The organism is Pseudomonas sp. ok266, from assembly GCF_900110195.1.
In the GTDB taxonomy this organism is placed as follows: Bacteria; Pseudomonadota; Gammaproteobacteria; order Pseudomonadales; family Pseudomonadaceae; genus Aquipseudomonas; species Aquipseudomonas neuropathica.
The window spans coordinates 227,451-245,797 of record NZ_FOCU01000012.1 but is presented as its reverse complement, the minus strand read 5'-3'; the positions used below and the strand labels follow the sequence as shown (position 1 = coordinate 245,797).

At 58.5% G+C, this 18,347-nt stretch carries 18 protein-coding genes; 10 read left to right on the top strand and 8 right to left on the bottom strand.

All coding sequences use genetic code 11. From position 1 onward, the window contains the following. Positions 1-57 precede the first annotated feature (57 nt). The 7 genes from BMY54_RS22800 (at position 58) to BMY54_RS22770 (ending at position 7,528) form a co-directional block, all read left to right on the top strand. On the top strand, positions 58-411 hold the full coding sequence (locus BMY54_RS22800; RefSeq protein ID WP_093437909.1) for a hypothetical protein: 354 nt from the start codon (positions 58-60) through the stop codon (positions 409-411). Between the two features lie 271 nt (positions 412-682). After that, positions 683-1,642, top strand: a complete 960-nt coding sequence (locus tag BMY54_RS22795; RefSeq protein ID WP_007913915.1) for an AAA family ATPase — start codon at positions 683-685, stop codon at positions 1,640-1,642. 5 nt (positions 1,643-1,647) lie between these two features. Beyond that, positions 1,648-2,592, top strand: coding sequence for a DUF58 domain-containing protein (locus BMY54_RS22790; protein ID WP_093437905.1), 945 nt, complete (start codon positions 1,648-1,650; stop codon positions 2,590-2,592). Next, positions 2,589-3,086, top strand: a complete 498-nt coding sequence (locus BMY54_RS22785) for a DUF4381 domain-containing protein (RefSeq protein ID WP_038369283.1) — start codon at positions 2,589-2,591, stop codon at positions 3,084-3,086. The genes BMY54_RS22790 and BMY54_RS22785 overlap by 4 nt, the downstream gene beginning before the upstream one ends. After that, positions 3,079-4,158 (top strand): vWA domain-containing protein, encoded by a 1,080-nt coding sequence (locus BMY54_RS22780; protein ID WP_093437901.1) that lies wholly within the window; start codon positions 3,079-3,081, stop codon positions 4,156-4,158. Before BMY54_RS22785 ends, BMY54_RS22780 begins: the two co-directional genes overlap by 8 nt. Further along, positions 4,155-5,894, top strand: coding sequence for a tetratricopeptide repeat protein (locus BMY54_RS22775; RefSeq protein WP_093437898.1), 1,740 nt, complete (start codon positions 4,155-4,157; stop codon positions 5,892-5,894). The genes BMY54_RS22780 and BMY54_RS22775 overlap by 4 nt, the downstream gene beginning before the upstream one ends. Then, the gene (locus BMY54_RS22770; RefSeq protein WP_093437895.1) at positions 5,891-7,528 is read left to right on the top strand and encodes a BatD family protein; all 1,638 of its coding nucleotides are present in this window, start codon (positions 5,891-5,893) and stop codon (positions 7,526-7,528) included. The genes BMY54_RS22775 and BMY54_RS22770 overlap by 4 nt, the downstream gene beginning before the upstream one ends. Positions 7,529-7,640: 112 nt before the next feature. Here BMY54_RS22770 and BMY54_RS22765 read toward each other — a convergent pair whose 3' ends face one another. The 8 genes from BMY54_RS22765 to BMY54_RS22725 all read right to left on the bottom strand — a co-directional run bounded on the left by BMY54_RS22765 (position 7,641) and on the right by BMY54_RS22725 (position 12,621). Further along, positions 7,641-7,943, bottom strand: a complete 303-nt coding sequence (locus tag BMY54_RS22765) for a hypothetical protein (RefSeq protein ID WP_093437890.1) — start codon at positions 7,941-7,943, stop codon at positions 7,641-7,643. Positions 7,944-8,062: 119 nt separating this feature from the next. Beyond that, positions 8,063-8,503: a hypothetical protein gene (locus tag BMY54_RS22760; RefSeq protein WP_093437887.1), complete on the bottom strand. Its 441-nt coding sequence runs from the start codon at positions 8,501-8,503 to the stop codon at positions 8,063-8,065. 121 nt (positions 8,504-8,624) lie between these two features. After that, entirely contained in the window at positions 8,625-9,017 is a 393-nt protein-coding gene (locus BMY54_RS22755) for a hypothetical protein (protein WP_093437884.1), read from the bottom strand. After that, positions 9,014-9,832: a CdiA C-terminal domain-containing protein gene (locus BMY54_RS22750; RefSeq protein ID WP_139213435.1), complete on the bottom strand. Its 819-nt coding sequence runs from the start codon at positions 9,830-9,832 to the stop codon at positions 9,014-9,016. Before BMY54_RS22750 ends, BMY54_RS22755 begins: the two co-directional genes overlap by 4 nt. A 271-nt stretch (positions 9,833-10,103) precedes the next feature. Next, complete coding sequence (locus BMY54_RS22745; RefSeq protein WP_093437875.1) at positions 10,104-10,514, bottom strand: hypothetical protein; 411 nt, start codon at positions 10,512-10,514, stop codon at positions 10,104-10,106. Positions 10,515-10,570: 56 nt separating this feature from the next. Continuing rightward, positions 10,571-10,984 (bottom strand): hypothetical protein, encoded by a 414-nt coding sequence (locus tag BMY54_RS22740; RefSeq protein WP_093437870.1) that lies wholly within the window; start codon positions 10,982-10,984, stop codon positions 10,571-10,573. A gap of 80 nt (positions 10,985-11,064) precedes the next feature. Then, on the bottom strand, positions 11,065-11,406 hold the full coding sequence (locus tag BMY54_RS22735; RefSeq protein WP_093437865.1) for a hypothetical protein: 342 nt from the start codon (positions 11,404-11,406) through the stop codon (positions 11,065-11,067). Between the two features lie 738 nt (positions 11,407-12,144). Beyond that, on the bottom strand, positions 12,145-12,621 hold the full coding sequence (locus BMY54_RS22725) for a hypothetical protein (protein WP_093437861.1): 477 nt from the start codon (positions 12,619-12,621) through the stop codon (positions 12,145-12,147). A gap of 211 nt (positions 12,622-12,832) precedes the next feature. Between BMY54_RS22725 and BMY54_RS22720 the strand changes: the two genes are divergently transcribed. From BMY54_RS22720 to BMY54_RS22710, 3 genes are read left to right on the top strand one after another with little or no spacing between them, the layout of a single operon-like run. Further along, positions 12,833-14,077 (top strand): exonuclease SbcCD subunit D C-terminal domain-containing protein, encoded by a 1,245-nt coding sequence (locus BMY54_RS22720; RefSeq protein ID WP_093437857.1) that lies wholly within the window; start codon positions 12,833-12,835, stop codon positions 14,075-14,077. Further along, complete coding sequence (locus tag BMY54_RS22715) at positions 14,074-17,715, top strand: AAA family ATPase (protein ID WP_093437854.1); 3,642 nt, start codon at positions 14,074-14,076, stop codon at positions 17,713-17,715. The genes BMY54_RS22720 and BMY54_RS22715 overlap by 4 nt, the downstream gene beginning before the upstream one ends. After that, entirely contained in the window at positions 17,712-18,296 is a 585-nt protein-coding gene (locus tag BMY54_RS22710; RefSeq protein ID WP_093437850.1) for a glutathione S-transferase, read from the top strand. The genes BMY54_RS22715 and BMY54_RS22710 overlap by 4 nt, the downstream gene beginning before the upstream one ends. The last annotated feature ends 51 nt before the right edge of the window (positions 18,297-18,347 follow it).

Genomic DNA, 18,347 nt, shown 5'->3' with positions numbered 1-18,347 from the left:
GACTGGCAGAATCGCGCCCATTAGCGACCAACACGCCCCCAGAGGCAGGAATTGACCATGCAAATGACCACCGCCCTACTGATCGTCAACCCGTGCGATGACGAAGAAGACAACATGGCCATGCTCTGCTGCCACAGCGACAAGGGCGACATGTTCCTGATGAGCCGCTACCCGGACGAGGATGAGCTGGAGATCACTCTGGATGGCGAGCCTTCGACGCTGGACGGGGTGAAAGTCACCCTGACCTCGAACCTGTTGAAGATCGAGATTGGTGCGGCGGATGCCGATGCGTTGAACGGGGATGATGTGCTGGAGATCAGCTTTAACCCGGATATGGTTGATCTGGATGAGGTGGTCGAGACCTTGACGAATATCCTTGATGGGACGGGTACCTTCATTAACGAAGTTTGATGGTGTCTGAATAGGCCTCTTCGCGAGCAAGCTCACTCCCACATTGACGGATGTACGCCGCTCAAATGTGGGAGCGAGCCTGCTCGCGAAGAGGCCCGAAAGAACAGCGCCCTTCCCCGGCACTACAAAAATCCAACAAATCCCCCAGTCATTTCCCGCACTTTGCGCAAAATGCCGTTAGTCGCCACCCCCCGCGATGGATTAAAGTAACGCCCCCAGCCCCGGCGTTATCCGAACGCCTGTGGCCACCCCTTTCCAGGAACAGTCACCGATGGAACATCGTGAAGCGCTGCTGGCGCTGCGAACCTTTCTTTCAACGCAGATTCTCGGCCAGGAAAAACTCATCGAGCGTTTGCTCATCGCCCTGCTCGCCGACGGCCACATGCTGGTCGAGGGCGCTCCGGGTCTGGCCAAGACCAAAGCGATCAAAGAACTCGCCGAGGGCATCGAAGCCCAGTTCCATCGCATTCAGTTCACCCCGGACCTGCTGCCGGCCGACATCACCGGTACCGAGATCTATCGCCCGGAAACCGGCAGCTTCGTGTTCCAGCAAGGGCCGATCTTCCACAACCTGGTGCTGGCGGACGAAATCAACCGTGCCCCGGCCAAAGTGCAATCGGCGCTGCTCGAAGCCATGGCCGAGCGTCAGGTCAGTGTCGGCCGCAGCACGTATGAGCTGTCGCCGCTGTTTCTGGTGATGGCCACGCAAAACCCGATCGAGCAGGAAGGCACCTATCCGCTGCCGGAAGCACAACTCGACCGTTTCCTGATGCACGTGAAAATCGGTTTCCCGGACGCTGCCGTCGAACGCCGCATCCTCCAGCAGGCCCGTGGCGAAGCGCTGAACGGCGAGACCAAGCCTGAACGCCGCGTCAGCCAGCAGGCAATCTTCGCCGCGCGCAAGGAAATCCTCGGTCTGTATATGGCCGACGCCGTGGAGGAATATCTGGTGCAACTGGTCATGGCCACGCGCAACCCGGCCAAGTTCGACCCGGAAATGGCCGAGTGGATTGCCTACGGCGCCAGCCCGCGCGGCTCGATCGCACTCGACCGCTGTGCCCGCGCCCACGCCTGGCTGGCCGGTCGCGACTTCGTCAGCCCGGAAGACATTCAAGCGGTGCTATTCGATGTGTTGCGTCACCGCATCATTTTGTCGTTTGAAGCCGAAGCCGCCGGCATCGATCAGGATCGGGTGGTGCAGCGGATTCTCGACGTCGTAGCCGTCGCTTGACCCCCATGAACGCCCCCCTGCCGTCCGAACCCGGTATTCGCGTCAGCCTCGCCGAGCTGATCGAGATGCGCCACCGCGTGCGTGAAGTGCAGCTGTTTTCCACGCCGAGCCAGCGCAGCCCGCTGATCGGTCTGCATCACTCGAAATTCCGTGGTCGCGGCGTCGACTTCGATCAGGTGCGGGTCTATCAGGCCGGCGACGATGTGCGCACCATCGACTGGCGCGTAACGGCGCGCACGCAAGAGCCGCACACCAAGCTGTTCCATGAAGAACGCGAGCGGCCAATTTTCATCATGGTCGAGCAAAGCACACGGCTGTTTTTCGGCTCGGGGCTGATGTTCAAATCGGTACTGGCAGCGCAAGTAGCGGCGCTGATCGGCTGGGCCGCACTCGGCCATAACGACCGGGTTGGCGGGCTGGTGTTCGGCGACAACGAGCACTACGAAATCAAACCACGGCGCAGCAAACAAAGCCTGCTGCAACTGCTCAACCGTTTGGTGAAGGTTAATCAGTCGCTGCACAGCGAGCGCGAGCCGGATCGCGATGCGTTTGGCGTGGCGCTGCGTCGTGCCCGTGAAGTATTGCGCCCGGGCAGTCTGGTGATCGTCATCTGCGACGAGCGCGCGTTGTCCGACAGCGCTGAACAACAATTGAGCCTGCTCTCGCGCCATTGTGATTTGCTGATGCTGCCGCTGTCCGATCCCCTCGATCACGCCCTGCCCGCCGCCGGTCTTCTCCGATTCGCCGAACGCGGCGCGCAACTCGAACTCGATACGCTGAATTTCGACCTGCGCCAGACCTATCGCGCCCAGGCCGAAGCACGCATCGCGCGTTGGGAATTGCTCGCGCAAAAATTGCGGGTATTGCTGATGCCGCTGAGCACGCAAAGTGAAATGGTCGAGCAGATGCGCGAATTCCTCAATCCGCAGCGTCCGGGGAAAGGTCGATGAACGGCCTCGAACAACTGCAACCGCTGATCTCGCCGCCACCGATTGCCTTCTGGCCACCGGCTCCGGGCTGGTGGCTGCTGCTGTTGTTATTGCCGCTGCTCGGTTTCGCCGTGTGGAAGCTGCGCCGTTTCATCCCGATGAAGAAACGCCCGATCGTCCGTGCCGAACAGCCGCTCGACCCGGTGCGCATCGCCGCCCTCGCTGAACTCGCACAAATGCCCAAACCCTACGACGGCGCGCCGGCCGGGGCGTGGTTGCAGCAACTCAACGGCCTGCTCAAACGCCTGTGCCGCAACCACTATCCCTACAGCCAGAGCCACACCCTCAATGGGCGTAAATGGCTGGCGTTCCTCGACAACCGTTGCCCGGCTGCCGGCCTCACCCGTTGGATGGTGCTGGTTGAAGGCGCGTACAAACCGGAATGCAAACTCGACGACAAAGCCATCGCCGGCCTGACCCAGGCTGTCGACACGTGGATTCGCAAACATGTTTGAGTTCGCCTGGCCGTGGATCTTTGTGCTGGTGCCGCTGCCGTGGCTGATGCGCCTGGTGCTGCCAGTGGCGGACAGCGGCGAGCCCGCGCTGAAAGTCAGTTTCCTCGCCGACCTCGAAGGTCTCGCCCGCCGTCGCGCTCGGGCTAATCTGCCGGCGTGGCGTCAACAGGCGCCGTTCATGCTCTTGTGGCTGTTGCTGCTGACCGCCGCCGCGCGCCCGCAATGGCTCGGCGAGCCGCTGCCGATTGCCGCCAGCGGGCGTGATCTGCTGGTCGCGGTGGATGTGTCCGGCTCGATGGATTTCCCGGATATGCAGTGGCAGGACGAAGAGGTCAGTCGGCTGACGCTGGTGCAGCATCTGCTCGGTGATTTCCTTGAAAGCCGCGATGGCGACCGTGTCGGCCTGATCCTCTTCGGCAGTCAGGCTTATCTGCAAGCGCCGCTGACGTTTGATCGCCGCACCGTGCGCGTCTGGCTCGACGAAGCGCGGATCGGCATTGCCGGCAAAAACACCGCCATCGGCGACGCCATCGGTCTGGCGCTGAAACGCCTGCGCCTGCGTCCGGCGCAAAGTCGTGTGCTGATTCTGGTCACTGACGGCGCGAACAATGGCGGCGAAATCGATCCGCTGACGGCGGCAAAACTGGCCGCCAGCGAAGGCGTCAAAATCTATCCGATCGGTATCGGCGCCAATCCCGAGGACAGCGGTTCGACCGGTTTGCTTGGAGTCAATCCAAGTCTGGACCTCGACGAACCAGCGCTCAAAGCCATCGCCGAAGTCACCGGCGGCCAGTACTTCCGTGCCCACGACGGCAAAGAACTGCAAGCGATCAAGGACACCCTCGATCAACTCGAACCGGTCACCCAGCAACCGACCCAGGCGCGTCCGGCGCAAGCCTTGTATCACTGGCCTTTGGCGCTGGCGCTGTGGCTGAGTCTGTTGCTGGTCGCGCGTGAATTGTGGCCGGACAACCCGCTGCAACGCCTGTTCACCAAGGAGCTGTATCTGCAAAGTCCGCTGCCTGACTGGCGTGAGCGCCTTAAGCGCTTGCGTCTGCGGAGGCGCCGATGATCGCGCTCTGGCCGCACTGGTTCCGTCCGTGGTGGTTGCTGTTGCTACCGCTGCTGGGCTGGCTGATCTGGCAACTCTGGCATCGGCAGAAGCGCGCCGGGCGCTGGCAGATGATTTTGCCGCCGGCGTTTCATGCCACCCTGCTCAGTGGCGGCAATGGTCGTGACAGCAAACTGCCATGGGTTGCCCTTGGCGTGGCGTGGCTGCTGACGGTTCTGGCGCTGCTCGGACCGAGTTGGGAGCGCGTCGAACAGACCAGCCAGAAACCCGCCGATCCGTTGGTGGTGGTACTGGAGCTGACCCCGGAAATGCTCGCCACCGACTCGCCGCCGACACGACTGGAACAGGCCCGGCGCAAGCTGTTCGACCTGTTGCAGGCGCGCAGCGATGCGCAGACCGCCATCGTCGTCTACGCCGGCAGCGCGCACACGCTGGTGCCGCTGTCGGATGACCTGGCGACCAGCCGCAATCTGCTCGACGCGCTCAAACCGTCGCTGATGCCGGAAAGCGGCCATCGCGCTGATCTGGCCGTGAGTAAAGCGCTGGCCCTGCTGAAACAGGGCGCGCTCGGTCAGGGGCGGATTCTGCTGATCGGCTCATCACTTAATGAAGACGAACGCCAAGGCATTCGGCGCGCCCTCAACGGTGAGTCAGCACAACTGTTGATGCTCGGCGTCGGCACCGCCGAAGGTGCGCCGATTGCCCAAGAGGACGGCAGTTTCCTCAAGGACGAGCAAGGCGCGATTCGCGTGCCGCAACTCGACAGTCCGGGCCTGAGCGCGTTTCTCAACAGCGTAGGTGGCGAATACCACCCTGCTCGCCTCGACGAAGCGGATCTCGGCGCGCTCGGCCTGCTCAACGGTCCGCGCAGCCTGCGCGACGACGGCCAGACCGTGCGCCTCGATACCTGGGCCGATCAGGGTTACTGGCTGCTGTTGCCGCTGTTGTTGCTCGCCGCTTGCGCCGGCCGGCGTGGGTGGTTGTTCTGCCTGCCGCTGCTGTTTTGCTTGCCGCAGCCCAGCTACGCTTTCGACTTCGAAGACCTGTGGCTGCGTCCCGACCAACAGGGCCTGCATTTGCTCAAGCAAAAGCGCCCGGTCGAAGCCGCCCAACATTTCGAAGATCATCAGTGGCAAGGGGTGGCGTTGTACGAGGCCGGCGACTACAGTGGCGCCGCCCAGCGCTTCGCCGAAGGCAGCGATGCCCGCGCCCACTACAATCGTGGCAACGCCTTGGCGAAAAGCGGTGAGCTGGAAGCGGCAATCGACGCCTATGAACAGGCACTGGAACTGCAACCGGATTTACGTCCGGCGCAGACCAACAAGGCGCTGGTGGAAAAACTGCTCAAGCAGAAAAACACACCGCCGCCCGCCGAGCCGGACACCAAACCGAGCGAACAGCAAAGTCTGCCGGGCGACGAACCACCGCCCGCGACCACGCCACCGCCCGCCGTGAACAGTGAAACCCAGAGCCCGTCGCAGCCCGTCGAACCAGCCGGCGAACCGCCACCGACCACACCGCCGCAGCCTGGCCCCAACGAGGTGCCGGGCAGCGACGAAGAAGAACAAACGGACACCGTGCCGACGCTGCGCCCGAGTGAAGACAACCTCGAAGGCGAGCAACGTCAGGCACTGGAGCAATGGCTGGGCAAGATCCCGGATGATCCGGGCGAACTGCTGCGACGCAAATTCTGGTACGAACAGCAACAACATCAGGATCAGGAAAACACTCGATGACCCGCTTCACCGCTCTCTTGCTGCCCCTGCTGCTCTGCACGGCCACCGCCCAGGCGGCCGAGCTGACCGCCAGTGTGGATCGCAGTCGCCTGAACTCCGGCGAGACGGTCGAACTCACCCTCGAAACCAGCGACGTCACCCAGTTCGGCAAACCCGACCTGACCGCGCTGGAAGCGTTGTTCGAAGTGCGCGGCACGCGGCAGGTCAACCAGCTCAACACCCTCAATGGCGACAACCGCGCGACCACGCGCTGGATCATCACCCTGCTGCCGAAAGAGAACGGCAGCGTGGTGATCCCGCCGCTGCAACTGGGCGACGCGCAGAGCCAGCCGATCACCGTACAAGTGGTCGAGAGCGACACCCGCGAGAACCAGAACAGCCTTGATCCGGTGTTCATCGAGGCCAGCCTTGATCAGTCCAGCGTCTATGTGCAGGCGCAGGCGATCCTGACCCTACGCATCTACCATTCCGTTTCGCTGTACGACGACAGCAGCCTGACCCCGCTGCAAATCGCCGATGCGCGCATCGAGCAACTCGGCGACACGCGCACCTACGAAAAAGACCTCAACGGTGTGCGCCATGGCGTGATCGAAATGCGCTACGCGATCTACCCGCAGCACAGCGGTTTGCTGACCATCGCGCCGCAGACCTTCAGCGCGACACTGGTCGATACGCAGCCGTCACAGGATGCCAATGCGCAGGGGCCAAAGCCGGGCAAACTGATGCGCGTCAGTTCCGCCGAAATTCCCCTGACCGTCAAACCCAAACCGCTGACCTATCCGGTCGACGCGCCATGGCTGCCCGCGCGCAGCCTGAGCCTCAGCGAAAGCTGGAACCCGGAACCGGAACACACGCAGGTCGGCGACTCGATGACCCGCAGCCTGACCCTGAAAGTCGAAGGCCTCGCCAGCTCGCAACTGCCAGCGCTGCCCGCCACCGAGGTCAACGGCCTGCGCCGCTACCCCGACCAACCGGTGCTGAGCAACCAAAGCACCGACCGGGGCATTGTTGGCAGCCGTGAAGAACGCGAAGCCTTGGTGCCGAGCCGCAGCGGCGCCATCGAATTGCCGACGGTGGACGTGGTCTGGTGGAACACCTTCGAAGACCACCTGGAACACAGCAGCCTGCCCGCACGCACGCTGCAAGTGGCCAACAACCCGAGCCTGCAAGTCGACACGCCGGCCGGCACTCTGCAAGTGAGCGCCGTCGATAACGATGTGCTGTGGTGGTGGAAACTCAGCACCCTGATCCTCGCCTGCACCACCCTCCTCGGCTTCGGCCTGTGGTGGCGCGCACGCTGGCAACCAGCGGTGCATCGCGCCGCCCAAACCGGCCCGAGCCCGCGCACGTTGATGGATGACATCAAACGTGCGAGCCAGGCGAATGACCCGCAGGCGACGCGGCAGGCACTGGATGCGTGGGCGCGGCAGCAACCGGAGACATTGGCGGACATGGCGGCGCGGTTTGTGCCGTTGTCGGATGCGCTGGATGGGTTGAATGGTGCGCTGTACAGCGAGACGGGGCAGCATTGGCAGGGTGAGGATTTGTGGCGGGCGATCCGGACTATTCCGGCGGCGGAACGGGTGCAGGATCCAGTGGGTGATAGTGGGTTGCCGCCGCTTTATCCGAAGTAAAAGCAAAAGATCGCAGCCTTCGGCAGCTCCTACAGAGGGTATGTGTAGGCGCTGCCAAAGGCTGCGATCTTTCGATTTTGCTTTAGGGATAAAAGGCTGAAGACAATCGGAATCAATAGTCGAATTTCGTTTTCACTTGTTCGCCTTCGCGATAGGAGAGAACAAATGCCTTCCAGGGCTCACCGCGAGCGACTGCATGCTCGTGTAATTTTTCTACAAGCCCATAGATTTTCGAATGGTTGAAATCAGTTTCAGCGTCCCAGATTTCTAAGCCATTTTTTTCAACGGCGAGGTCTGCCTCCATATAGTTCCCCCCCCATTCAACGCGGTATCGAAAGGCGTCATAACCGTGAACAATTCCGGCCTCAACCAGCTGAAAAATGGCTGTCACAAGTTCAAAATCTTCAGCAATCACTCTCTCACCTCCGGAAATTGATTGTTCCAATCATCCCCTCTTCTAAGTGGATCCCTCAGGGACAGGATCCCTCAGGGACAGACCACGTTTTTACTTAAACGAGGTCTGTCCCAGTATCCTCAGTGATCAAACACAGAACGAATATGTTCCGTGAGTCCAATTAAATCCTCGTATGCCACTGGACCAAGTAAAGGTTCATGAATGGACAAATAGGCCGCTGCCGTCATGTTTGCTTGCAAAGCACATTCACCCACGTCCCACAACCTTGACGGTGCAATCATCCAGTTAATCCCAGGTAGCCCTTCTCGTGACCGGCCAACAAGCGACCATGGTAAAGCCCCCTTGTAGCCTTCCACGGCGGCCTTCAACTTGTCGACATCAACCTTGCTAATACACTCAAACCTGAAAGCGATGAAGGGTGGCAGTGCAGAATGATCCTCCCGCTGCATTTCATTCCCAACCCTTACTTTTGGAAAACGCTGTTGATACTTTTGCCACTCCAAGACGCCACTTTCAGCAATAACATTCAGGAGATGGCCTTCTTCATTCACAACTGTCATAAATTAAAGACCTTTGATCCCTCGAGACAGACCACGTTTATTTAAATGTGATCTACCCCATTACCCCCTCTGAGAAAAAAACAGGTCGCAGAAGCTTTTAAAGCTCATTATAAACCGCCACTTATTCAATCATCTTCTTATACACCACAAGATCGTGATCCCTAACGGCGTATATTGATTCATATTGAAAGGACAGCAGAAAACGGTTATTCATGGCCCCTGCCAACGCCGCCATGAACTCATCCAGATCATTTGCACTTTCTGCCAATGTACTTATCGGGCAATGCACAACCAACCTTGCGCCTATTCGCCAACCCAAGGGATCTACTTGATCTGTGCCTATATCCTCCAGAGTGGCATGCTGGGTGTATACAAAAAAAGCATTTGATTCTGGAAAACTCCCGGAGAACTCAGAATCATCAGCGTCGACTGACGCTCCCAGTGCTCTCAGGACATCTATTAGTTGCTCGACACGGGGGCAACCCTCAAATTCGAACACCATCATTATGCTCATGGCTTGTGCACCTCAATTACTCTGAACTGGCCATCTTTCAACAAATAAAGTTTCTTAAGATCTTTCACTGGATACTCCGCTATATTTTTTTGTATGTCATCGAAACCTAACGGCGAATCGGCCAGATTCAGAACAACAGTTTTAGCCTGCTTAATAACTTTATCATTAATCGTCTTCCATACCGAAAGGAGGCTGCCAGTCTGAGGCGACGCCACATCGGCTACTTCTCCATTGATTTTAAGATCCGGATTCGCCCTATTCTTTGCAACATTAGGCAGTTGCTCCACATCATACCCTGCTTTTGCCAGAGCCTTTGCAGCCTCGTTCTGCCTTTTAATGGACCTTACCATTTCGATAGAAGCATTCTTCGGGGGTAGTTCGGCTTCCCCCAAAAGAGATCCGATTTTAGGTAATGTCGAGAAGCCTGCCTCGCTGTCAGTCAACCCACCCGTCGCAGGAGGCTTGGAGTCAAGCACAGGCACATCCGTATCACGTACGACAGTCTGCAACTTATTGATCTGACTTTTGACAAGGTCGAGATCAAACGACGCGCCTATTTTCTTGACTGTATCAACCGATACATCAATCCCCAGTCGCGAAAGGGTCAACGCGCTATTTGCAGAACTGCTCCCACCGCCCGCCAGCAGTTGAACCACGAGCGCCACGGCTTGCCCCATTTGCCGGCCGAGGTTTTCTGCGTTGGCATCGCCGCCTTCGGTGAGCGCTTGGCCAATCTGATCAATCTGGGATTTGAATGCAGCGCCAACTGCTTTACCCAGCAGCGCCTGGGCCTCATCAGAGCCAGCGAACTCCACGACGGCGTCCCAACTCTGTACAGGGTCCCTCATCAACATGACGGCGCTATCCAAAGTCCCTAGACCCGCTCCCGCCATCCCATCGGTAAAGCCTTTAAGAACCCCCGATCCGGTCAGCAAATCCTGCCGCAGAATCGGGGACAGACCACGTTTATTTAAACGTGGTCTGTCCTATTTATAGCTTCCTCGACCTAACACAACAGCGTACCGACTGTTCATCAAATCCTTACCGATTCTAATCTCAGCCCCTTTCCTCCGTTTCAGTGATGACCTATGGCAATTTCAGTATCACGACCTCGTCAGAACCATCCGGCAATTCGAGAAGCCACTTCCATTGCTCCAGAACTTTCCTCCACTCCTGCAACGTAAACCAGCTTTGCGGCTGCCCAGTCCAGTCATCGTTGACCAGAATATCGACCTGTACTCCCTCATCACTCATATTCAACAGGACATCGTTTCCCCCGTCAGTGATTGAAGGTTGCACGCCCGCCTCTACAGATGAAATAGCTGCCAGCAGACGATCACAATCCTCCGGAACTTGTGCGATGGCATCAAGAACGCTGCACACATAAAGCTGATAGCGTTCAGCGTCTTCCTGATCAGAATTCACTTCAACGATCGCGTGAAACAACTGTCCTTGGGGGTAGGTACCGCCGGCGGTTTGATAAAATTTCAGTTCCATAAATGCCTTGGAATTTACGACTACTCCTCAGTTCGTACGCTGAGGGTCTACATTTTCTATGTCAGTTGGACTAACACAACCTCATCTGACCCCTTGGGCATCTCCAAGAGGTACTTCCAACTTTCAAGAATTTTTTGCCATTCCTGCAAGGTGAACTTGCTTTCAGGCTGACCGATCCAGTCGTCATTGATCGATATGTCAACCTGCACACCCGTGGTATCAATATTCAATACAACGTCGTTTCCACCCGCACAAATTGATTGCTCTGTGCCATCCAGTACCGACGCCAGATACCCAAGCAGCCGGTCACAACTTGCGGGGGTTTGTGCGACGGCATCCAGCACACTGCAGACATAAAGCTCATAGCGTTGAGCCCCTTCCTGTCCAGGACTCACTTGCGCCATGTCGTAAAAGACCTCACCCACAACAGGATGAGGACCGGCTGAATGATGAAAAAACTTCAGTTCCATGAATGCGTCCGATACGTAAGGTTCATAGACGGAAAAAACCGTTGTGCGCGAATCCCCTCAGAATAAAACCACACTGCCCGTTAATTCGCGCTTTTTCCATAATCAAACCCTTCAGGAATATCTGGCCAGACTGGTTTTACGAGCAGCGCATCCAGATCGTCAAAGATGTCCCTGAAAAAATTCGCGAGATCCATGAAGTTCATCCGTGAATGCACCAGCGCCGCCGTCAACATGACATCATCGCCACTCTCCCTGGCGGAGGCCATTTTAGACATACTGAAAAGAGCAATCTCGAGCCTTTCCGCCAACTCGGACTCCCAGTTCAGTTTGTAATCAGCCTCCCAGCTATCGCCATCAAAATCACCGGTCTTTTCTTTTACCAATTGGATGATAAGGTTTTTAACCGACTCGAAATAATTCATCTCAACGTTCTCTTTTTGCACACGGGTATTTTTAGATAGAACCGGGACAACGCCCGGTTCAAACGTTATCTGCCTCCGTTTAACCCGCATGAACCGAACGTAAAAGCCAACGTTATAAAAGGACTTCAATCAAGCGGCGCCCAATACCCACGAAAAGAAGGATCGGGCGCAACCAAACGCCAGACCACTGCGCTGTCGGTGCATTTGTACCAACACTCATCAAACCCCGGACCGGCGAAGCTGTCTGTTACCGGAACGCGTTCCGCAGCCCCACTACTTGATGATTGATCCAAACCACAAAACGATCATATTCGCCCAGCGAATAGAACTGCTCGATTACACACCATTCGCAACCCACCGTGCGTACTCCCACCTGACACGAATATTTTTTGAAGCTTGTCGGACAACCACCAAGTGCTCGGCTATCTGAAGACAGAACCGGGACAGAACCTCCCTCCACGCCAGATTCACACCGCCTAAGGCCCTTCGGAAATGATGTCCAACTCGTCCCACAGCATTGAAAGCCCCAGGCTTTTCATGTAAGTACCAAAATCCATAAAAGGTTCAACGCCAACTTTCTCAATTGCAAACCAGATGGCGTCACACTCTGGACATATAAATAGCTCAGTCCCGGTAGCCCTGATACTGGCACCGACAATGTGGTCCTGCTAGCACCTCGGGCAAAGTATCTTCACTGTCCGTATTCTCCGGGCGGAAAGCCTGCCAACTTACTATCAATCATCTCTTCACCTGATAAAACGTAACCACCGGGCCGTAATTCTCATCGGAGTTCGACACCTCGACACTGAATAACTTGTCCGGGAATTTTTCCTTCAGCACCATGCGCCAGGCAAACCCAATGACCTCGCACAACTGAAGAAATATGGCGGTCGACACGCCATCCCCGTATTGACCAAAAACATCGTAGAGCTTCACATAATTCAACAGCCGTTCAGCCTCTGCCATGTCGTGAGAGGCCAGGCTCAAGCAGCGCGCCAACGTTTCTACTGAAAAATTTCGCTCTAGAAAAACGCCCCCTTGAGACAGGACGAACGTCGGGAAGAACAATGTCGAAAACACCAGCATCTGTTCCGGGTGGCATTGATCATTGATATACGAATGCATATCCAACCCCTCCTGATTCGACCACTGTTTCTTCCAGGCATCATATTTTTCAGTGTCGGTAACCGGGGGAATAGAGTTGATCAGTTGCACTGCGTTTGCTCCATGCGGTCGAGGCAATATCAATATGATGGCCAGATACTAGATAGCCGCCATTTGGGCGTCAATGAAGGGATTCATCGATATGCCCTGTTGTACCCTGACCCGACAAGCCCCACTCGCGCAATAATCTGTAAACTCTCCCCTCTTTCGCCGCCCCTCATTTCCTCGCGGCCATCACCTCTTAAATGTTGCGGAGTCCACCTTGCGTCTGTTCCACACCTCCGACTGGCACCTTGGGCAAAACCTGCACGGCCAGGAGCGCGATTTCGAGCATGCGTGCTTCCTCGAATGGCTGCTGCGCCAACTGCAACTGGCGCAGCCGGATGTGCTGCTGATAGCCGGGGACATCTTCGACACGGTCAATCCGCCGGTCAAAGCCCAGGAACGCCTCTACGATTTCATCGTCAGCGCCCACGAACAGCAGCCGTTGCTGACCATCGTGATGATCGCCGGCAACCACGACTCCGGTTCGCGGATTGAATTGCCCGCGCCGTTGATGCGCCGTTTGCGCACCCATGCGCTGGGTCGGGTGCTGTGGCTGGATGACGGGCAACTGGACGCCGACCGCTTGCTGTTGCCACTGCCAAATGCCCAAGGCGAAATCGCCGCGTGGTGCCTGGCGCTGCCGTTCCTGCGTCCGGCGGAGGTGACGGGCGCGCATCTGGGCGACAACTATCTGCGCGGCATCGGTCAGGTGCATGAATGGCTGATCGAGGCTGCCAACGCCAAGCGCCAACCCGGTCAGGCGCTGATCGCCATCAGCCATGCGCATATGGCCGGCGGTTCGGTGTCAGAAGACTCCGAGCGCAGCCTGATCATCGGTAACGCTGAAGCCCTGCCCGCCAGCCTGTTCGGGCCGAGCATCAGTTATGTCGCCCTCGGCCATTTGCACAAGCCGCAGAAGGTCAACGGTGAAGAGCGCATCCGCTATAGCGGTTCGCCGATTCCGTTGTCGTTCTCGGAGATCAGCTATCAGCACCAGATCCTCGACGTCACCCTCGACGGCGAAACCCTGGTCAGCGTCGAGCCGAAACTGATCCCGCGCTCGGTCAATCTGCAGCGCATCGGCCCGGCACCGCTGGCCGAAATCCTGCTGCAACTGGCGGACCTGCCGAACATCGACCTGCTCGCCGAAACCCAACGCCAGCCGTGGCTGGAAGTGCGCGTAACCCTCGACGAGCCACAGCCGGATCTGCGCCATCAAGTCGAAAGCGCCCTGCAAGGCAAAGCTGTGCGCCTGGTGCGCATCGCCGCCGAGTACGCCGGCAACCGAGGCGCTGACGGCGTCGAAGACGGCACCGCACTGATCGAACTTGACCAACTCACCCCGCAAGAACTGTTCAGCCGCGCCTGGCTCGACAACTATGGCAGCGAGGTCGACGAGCAAACGCTGAAGGACTTCGCCGAACTGCTGCAGGACGTACAACTGGAGGGCGAGCAGCCATGAAGATTCTCGCCATTCGTTTGAAGAACCTCGCCTCGCTGGCCGGGCCGTTCGAGATTGATTTCACCGCTGAACCATTGGCCAGTGCCGGTTTGTTTGCGATTACCGGCCCGACCGGCGCGGGTAAAAGTACTTTGCTCGACGCCTTGTGCCTGGCGCTGTTCGGCGCGGTGCCGCGCCTGAACAACACCGGCCGTGACGCCAAAGTCCCCGATGCCGACGGCGAAATTGCCACCGGCGACCCGCGCACCTTGCTGCGTCGCGGTACCGGCGAAGGTTATGCCGAAGTGGATTTCGTCGGTGTCGATGGCCGTCGCTATCGGGCACGTTGGGAAGCTAATCGCGCCCGCGAGAAGGCCGGCGGCAAGTTGCAGGCCAGCCGGCAGAGCCTGCGCGACATCGATCAGGATCAACTGCTCGCCAGCCAGAAAGGTGAATACAAAACTCAGCTGGAAGCTGCACTCGGCCTGAACTTCGAACAGTTCACCCGCGCCGTGTTGCTGGCGCAGAGCGAGTTCAGCGCGTTCCTCAAGGCCGACGACAACGACCGCAGTGAACTGCTGGAAAAACTCACCGATACCGCGCTGTACACCCGTCTCGGCCGCCGCGCCTTCGACAAGACTAAAGAAGCCCGCGAAGCGCATAAGCTGTTGCATGATCAGGCGACCGGCGTGACCCCGTTGGCGCCCGAAGCGCGGGCCGAGTTGGATGAGCGCTTCAACGCCGCGCAACAGCAAATGAAGTTACAGCAGGCGCAGCTCAAACAGCTTGAGCAACAGCACGGCTGGCTCAAGGATTTGCGTGTGTTGCAGGACGCGCAGCAAGCGGCCGCCGAGCAATTGCACAGCGCGCAACAGCATTCGGAAAGTCTGGCCGGCGAGCGGGTAAAACTGACGCGACTGGAGCAGCTCGGCCCGCAGCGACACCAGTTCGCGCGCAAAAGCGAACTCGATGCCCTGCTGACGCCACTGGCCGCGCAAATTGCCGCGCACACCCGGCAACATGCCGAACTGACCGAGCGCCAGACGCAACTGGAGCAGAATCTCGAAGCAGCGAAAGTCGCCCTGAGCGAAGCGCAACAACGGCAAAGTGAAAACGCGCCGCTATTGCGTCAGGCCTTCGAAGAGCAAAGCACCCTCGCCCGTCTGGCCAAGGATGTCGCGCAAAGTACCGAAGCCAGGCTCAATGCGCAGCAGGCTTGCACCGAGGGCCAGAATGCCATTCAAGCCTTGCTGGATAAACAGACCCAAGTCGCCGAACGCCTGCAACGCATCGCCGCTGAGCTGGAGCAAAGTACCCATCTGGCACCACTGAGTGATGCGTGGAATGCCTACCGCGATCGCCTGCAACAGTTGATGTTGATCGGCAATCGCTTGAACAAGGGGCAGGCGGAACTGGCGAGCCTCGAAGAAAACGCCACGCGCAGCGCCGCAGAGCTGACCACGCAAAAGCAGCAACTGGAAGTGCTATTCAAGGAGGCCGGCGCCGAACCCGATGCCGTCGCCGAACAGATCGGCATTCTCGGTACGCTGCTGCAGGACAACCGCAAGCAACTGCGCGCCTTCGAAGACCTGTCGCGTCTGTGGGCCACGCAACAGGATCTGGACAAACGCAGCGCCGAGTTGCAACAGCGTCAACTCAACGCCCAGCAGGAGCGCGAGCGGCTGACTCAGGACGGCGTGAAAACCAAGGCTGAACTGACCGTCGCCGAGCAAACTCTCAACGTCACTCGCGAACTGCTTGAACGCCAGCGTCTGGCGCGCAGTGCCAGTGTCGAAGAGTTACGTGCGCAGTTGCAGGACGATCAGCCGTGCCCGGTCTGCGGCAGCAACGAGCACCCGTATCATCAGCCTGAAGCGCTGCTGCAAAGCCTTGGTCGTCATGATGAAAGCGAGCAGGCCAACGCCCAGAAAGTCGTCGATCAGCTCAAGGAAAAACTCATTGAGCTGCGCGCCGAAGTCGGTGGCGTCATTGCTCAGCAGAAAGAACTGCTGCAACAGCAAGAACAACTGGCCGCCCAGCAGCAAGCGTTGGCGCCGAGCCTCGACGCGCATCCGCTGTCCACGCAGTTGTTCAATCAAGACGCCGACAAGCGCGATGCCTGGCTCGCCCGGCAAAACGAGCAACTGAACCAGAGCATCACTCAGGACGAACAACGCCAGAACGCCCTGCTCACCTTGCAACAGGATGCCGCGCGGCTGACCCAGCAATTGCGTCAGGCCGAAACCGCGCACCAGCAAGCCGCGCAGCACCTGAGCAATCAGCAGCGCGAGTTGAGCAGCGACCGTCAGCGTCTCGATGAAGAACTCAGCGCGTTCGGCAATCTGCTGCCAGCCGACACCCTGGAAGCCTTGCGCCAGGAACCAGCCGCGACGTTCATGCAGCTTGACCGGCAGATCGCCGAGCGCCTGGCGCAAGTCGATCAGCAGAAAGAAGAACAGGCCGAGCAGCAACAGCGCCAACAGACGCTGGAGAAAGAACAGGATCGCCAGCAGACCCGTGCACAGCAGTTGCTCAGCGCCGAACAGCAATTCACGGCACTCACCGAGCAACAGCAAGCCTGCCAGCAAAAACTCGCCCAGTTGCTTGGCCAGCACAGCAGCGCCGAGCACTGGCAGCAGCAGCTCGAGCAAGCGGTCGAACAGGCGCGCAACGCCGAAACCGCTACCGCGCAGGAACTGCAGAATGTGCGCACGCAACTCGTGAAGATCGCCGCCGAACTCAGGGCGCAGCAAGAGCGTTTGCAGGCACTGGAAAACGAAGAGCAGGATCTGGCTGGCAAGATTGCCGACTGGCGCGCCCGCCATCCGGAGCTGGATGACGGTGGCCTCGAAGATCTGTTGCGAGTCGATGACGGGCAAGTCGCCGAACTGCGCCAGCGCTTGCAGCACAACGAAAAAGCCATCGAACAGGCCAAGGTGTTGTTGCAGGAGCGTGATCGCTTGTTGCTCGATCATCAGGCGCAGCACAACGGCAATCTCGATGCCGAACAACTGGCCAGCGCCCTCGCCGAGCTGCAAAACCAGTTCAACCTCAGCGAGCAACAGTGCGCCGAACTGCGTGCCGAACAGGTCGAAGACCAGCGCCGGCAAAACGCCAATCAGGCGCTGGCGCAGCAGATCGCCTCGGCCTATGCCGAATATCAGCGCTGGGCGCGACTGAGTGCCTTGATCGGCTCGGCCACCGGCGACACCTTCCGCAAGATTGCCCAGGCTTACAACCTCGACTTGCTGGTGCATCACGCCAACGTGCAACTGCGCCAACTGGTCAAACGCTATCGCCTGAAACGCGGCGGCAGCATGCTTGGCCTGCTGGTGATGGACACCGAAATGGGTGACGAACTGCGTTCGGTGCATTCGTTGTCTGGCGGCGAAACTTTCCTCGTATCGTTGGCGCTGGCGTTGGGTCTGGCATCGATGGCGTCGAGCACGCTGAAAATCGAATCGCTGTTTATCGACGAAGGCTTTGGCAGCCTCGACCCGGAGTCGCTGCAACTGGCCATGGATGCGCTGGACGGTTTGCAGGCGCAGGGCCGCAAAGTTGCGGTGATTTCCCACGTGCAGGAAATGCACGAGCGGATTCCGGTGCAGATTCAGGTACAGCGTCAAGGCAACGGTTTGAGCACACTGGAGGTGAAATGAACACGCTGTACTCCTTCCGCCGCTGCCCTTACGCGATGCGGGCGCGGATGGCATTGCGTTATTCGGGTGTGCCGGTGGACATCATCGAAGTCAGCCTCAAGGCCAAGCCGGCCGAGATGCTGGCGATCTCGCCCAAGGGCACTGTGCCGGTGCTGGATGCCGGTGGGCAGGTGATAGACGAGAGTCTGGAGATCATGCGCTGGGCGTTGGCGCAGAATGATCCGCAGGATTGGTTGCTTGATGGCGACTCGCGGATTGCTGAATTGATCGAAGCAAATGATCAAGGGTTCAAAGTGCATTTGAATCGCTACAAGTACGCCGAACGTTACCCGGAGCAACCGATGGAGATTTATCGGGCTGAGGGGGCGCTGTACTTGCAGAGGCTGGAGGAGCTGCTGACCGATCGCGATTACTTGCTGGCTGATCATCCGAGCCTGGCGGATATCGCCCTGCTGCCCTTCGTTCGGCAGTTTGCCCATGTTGATCGTGAGTGGTTTGCGCAGACGCCTTATGTTCGCTTACAGGCCTGGTTGCTGCGCTTCCTCGAATCCGAGCTCTTCACTTCGATCATGAAGAAATAACCCTTACCTTCCTGCTTTGACCGTTCCCCACGCTCTGCGTGGGAACGATCA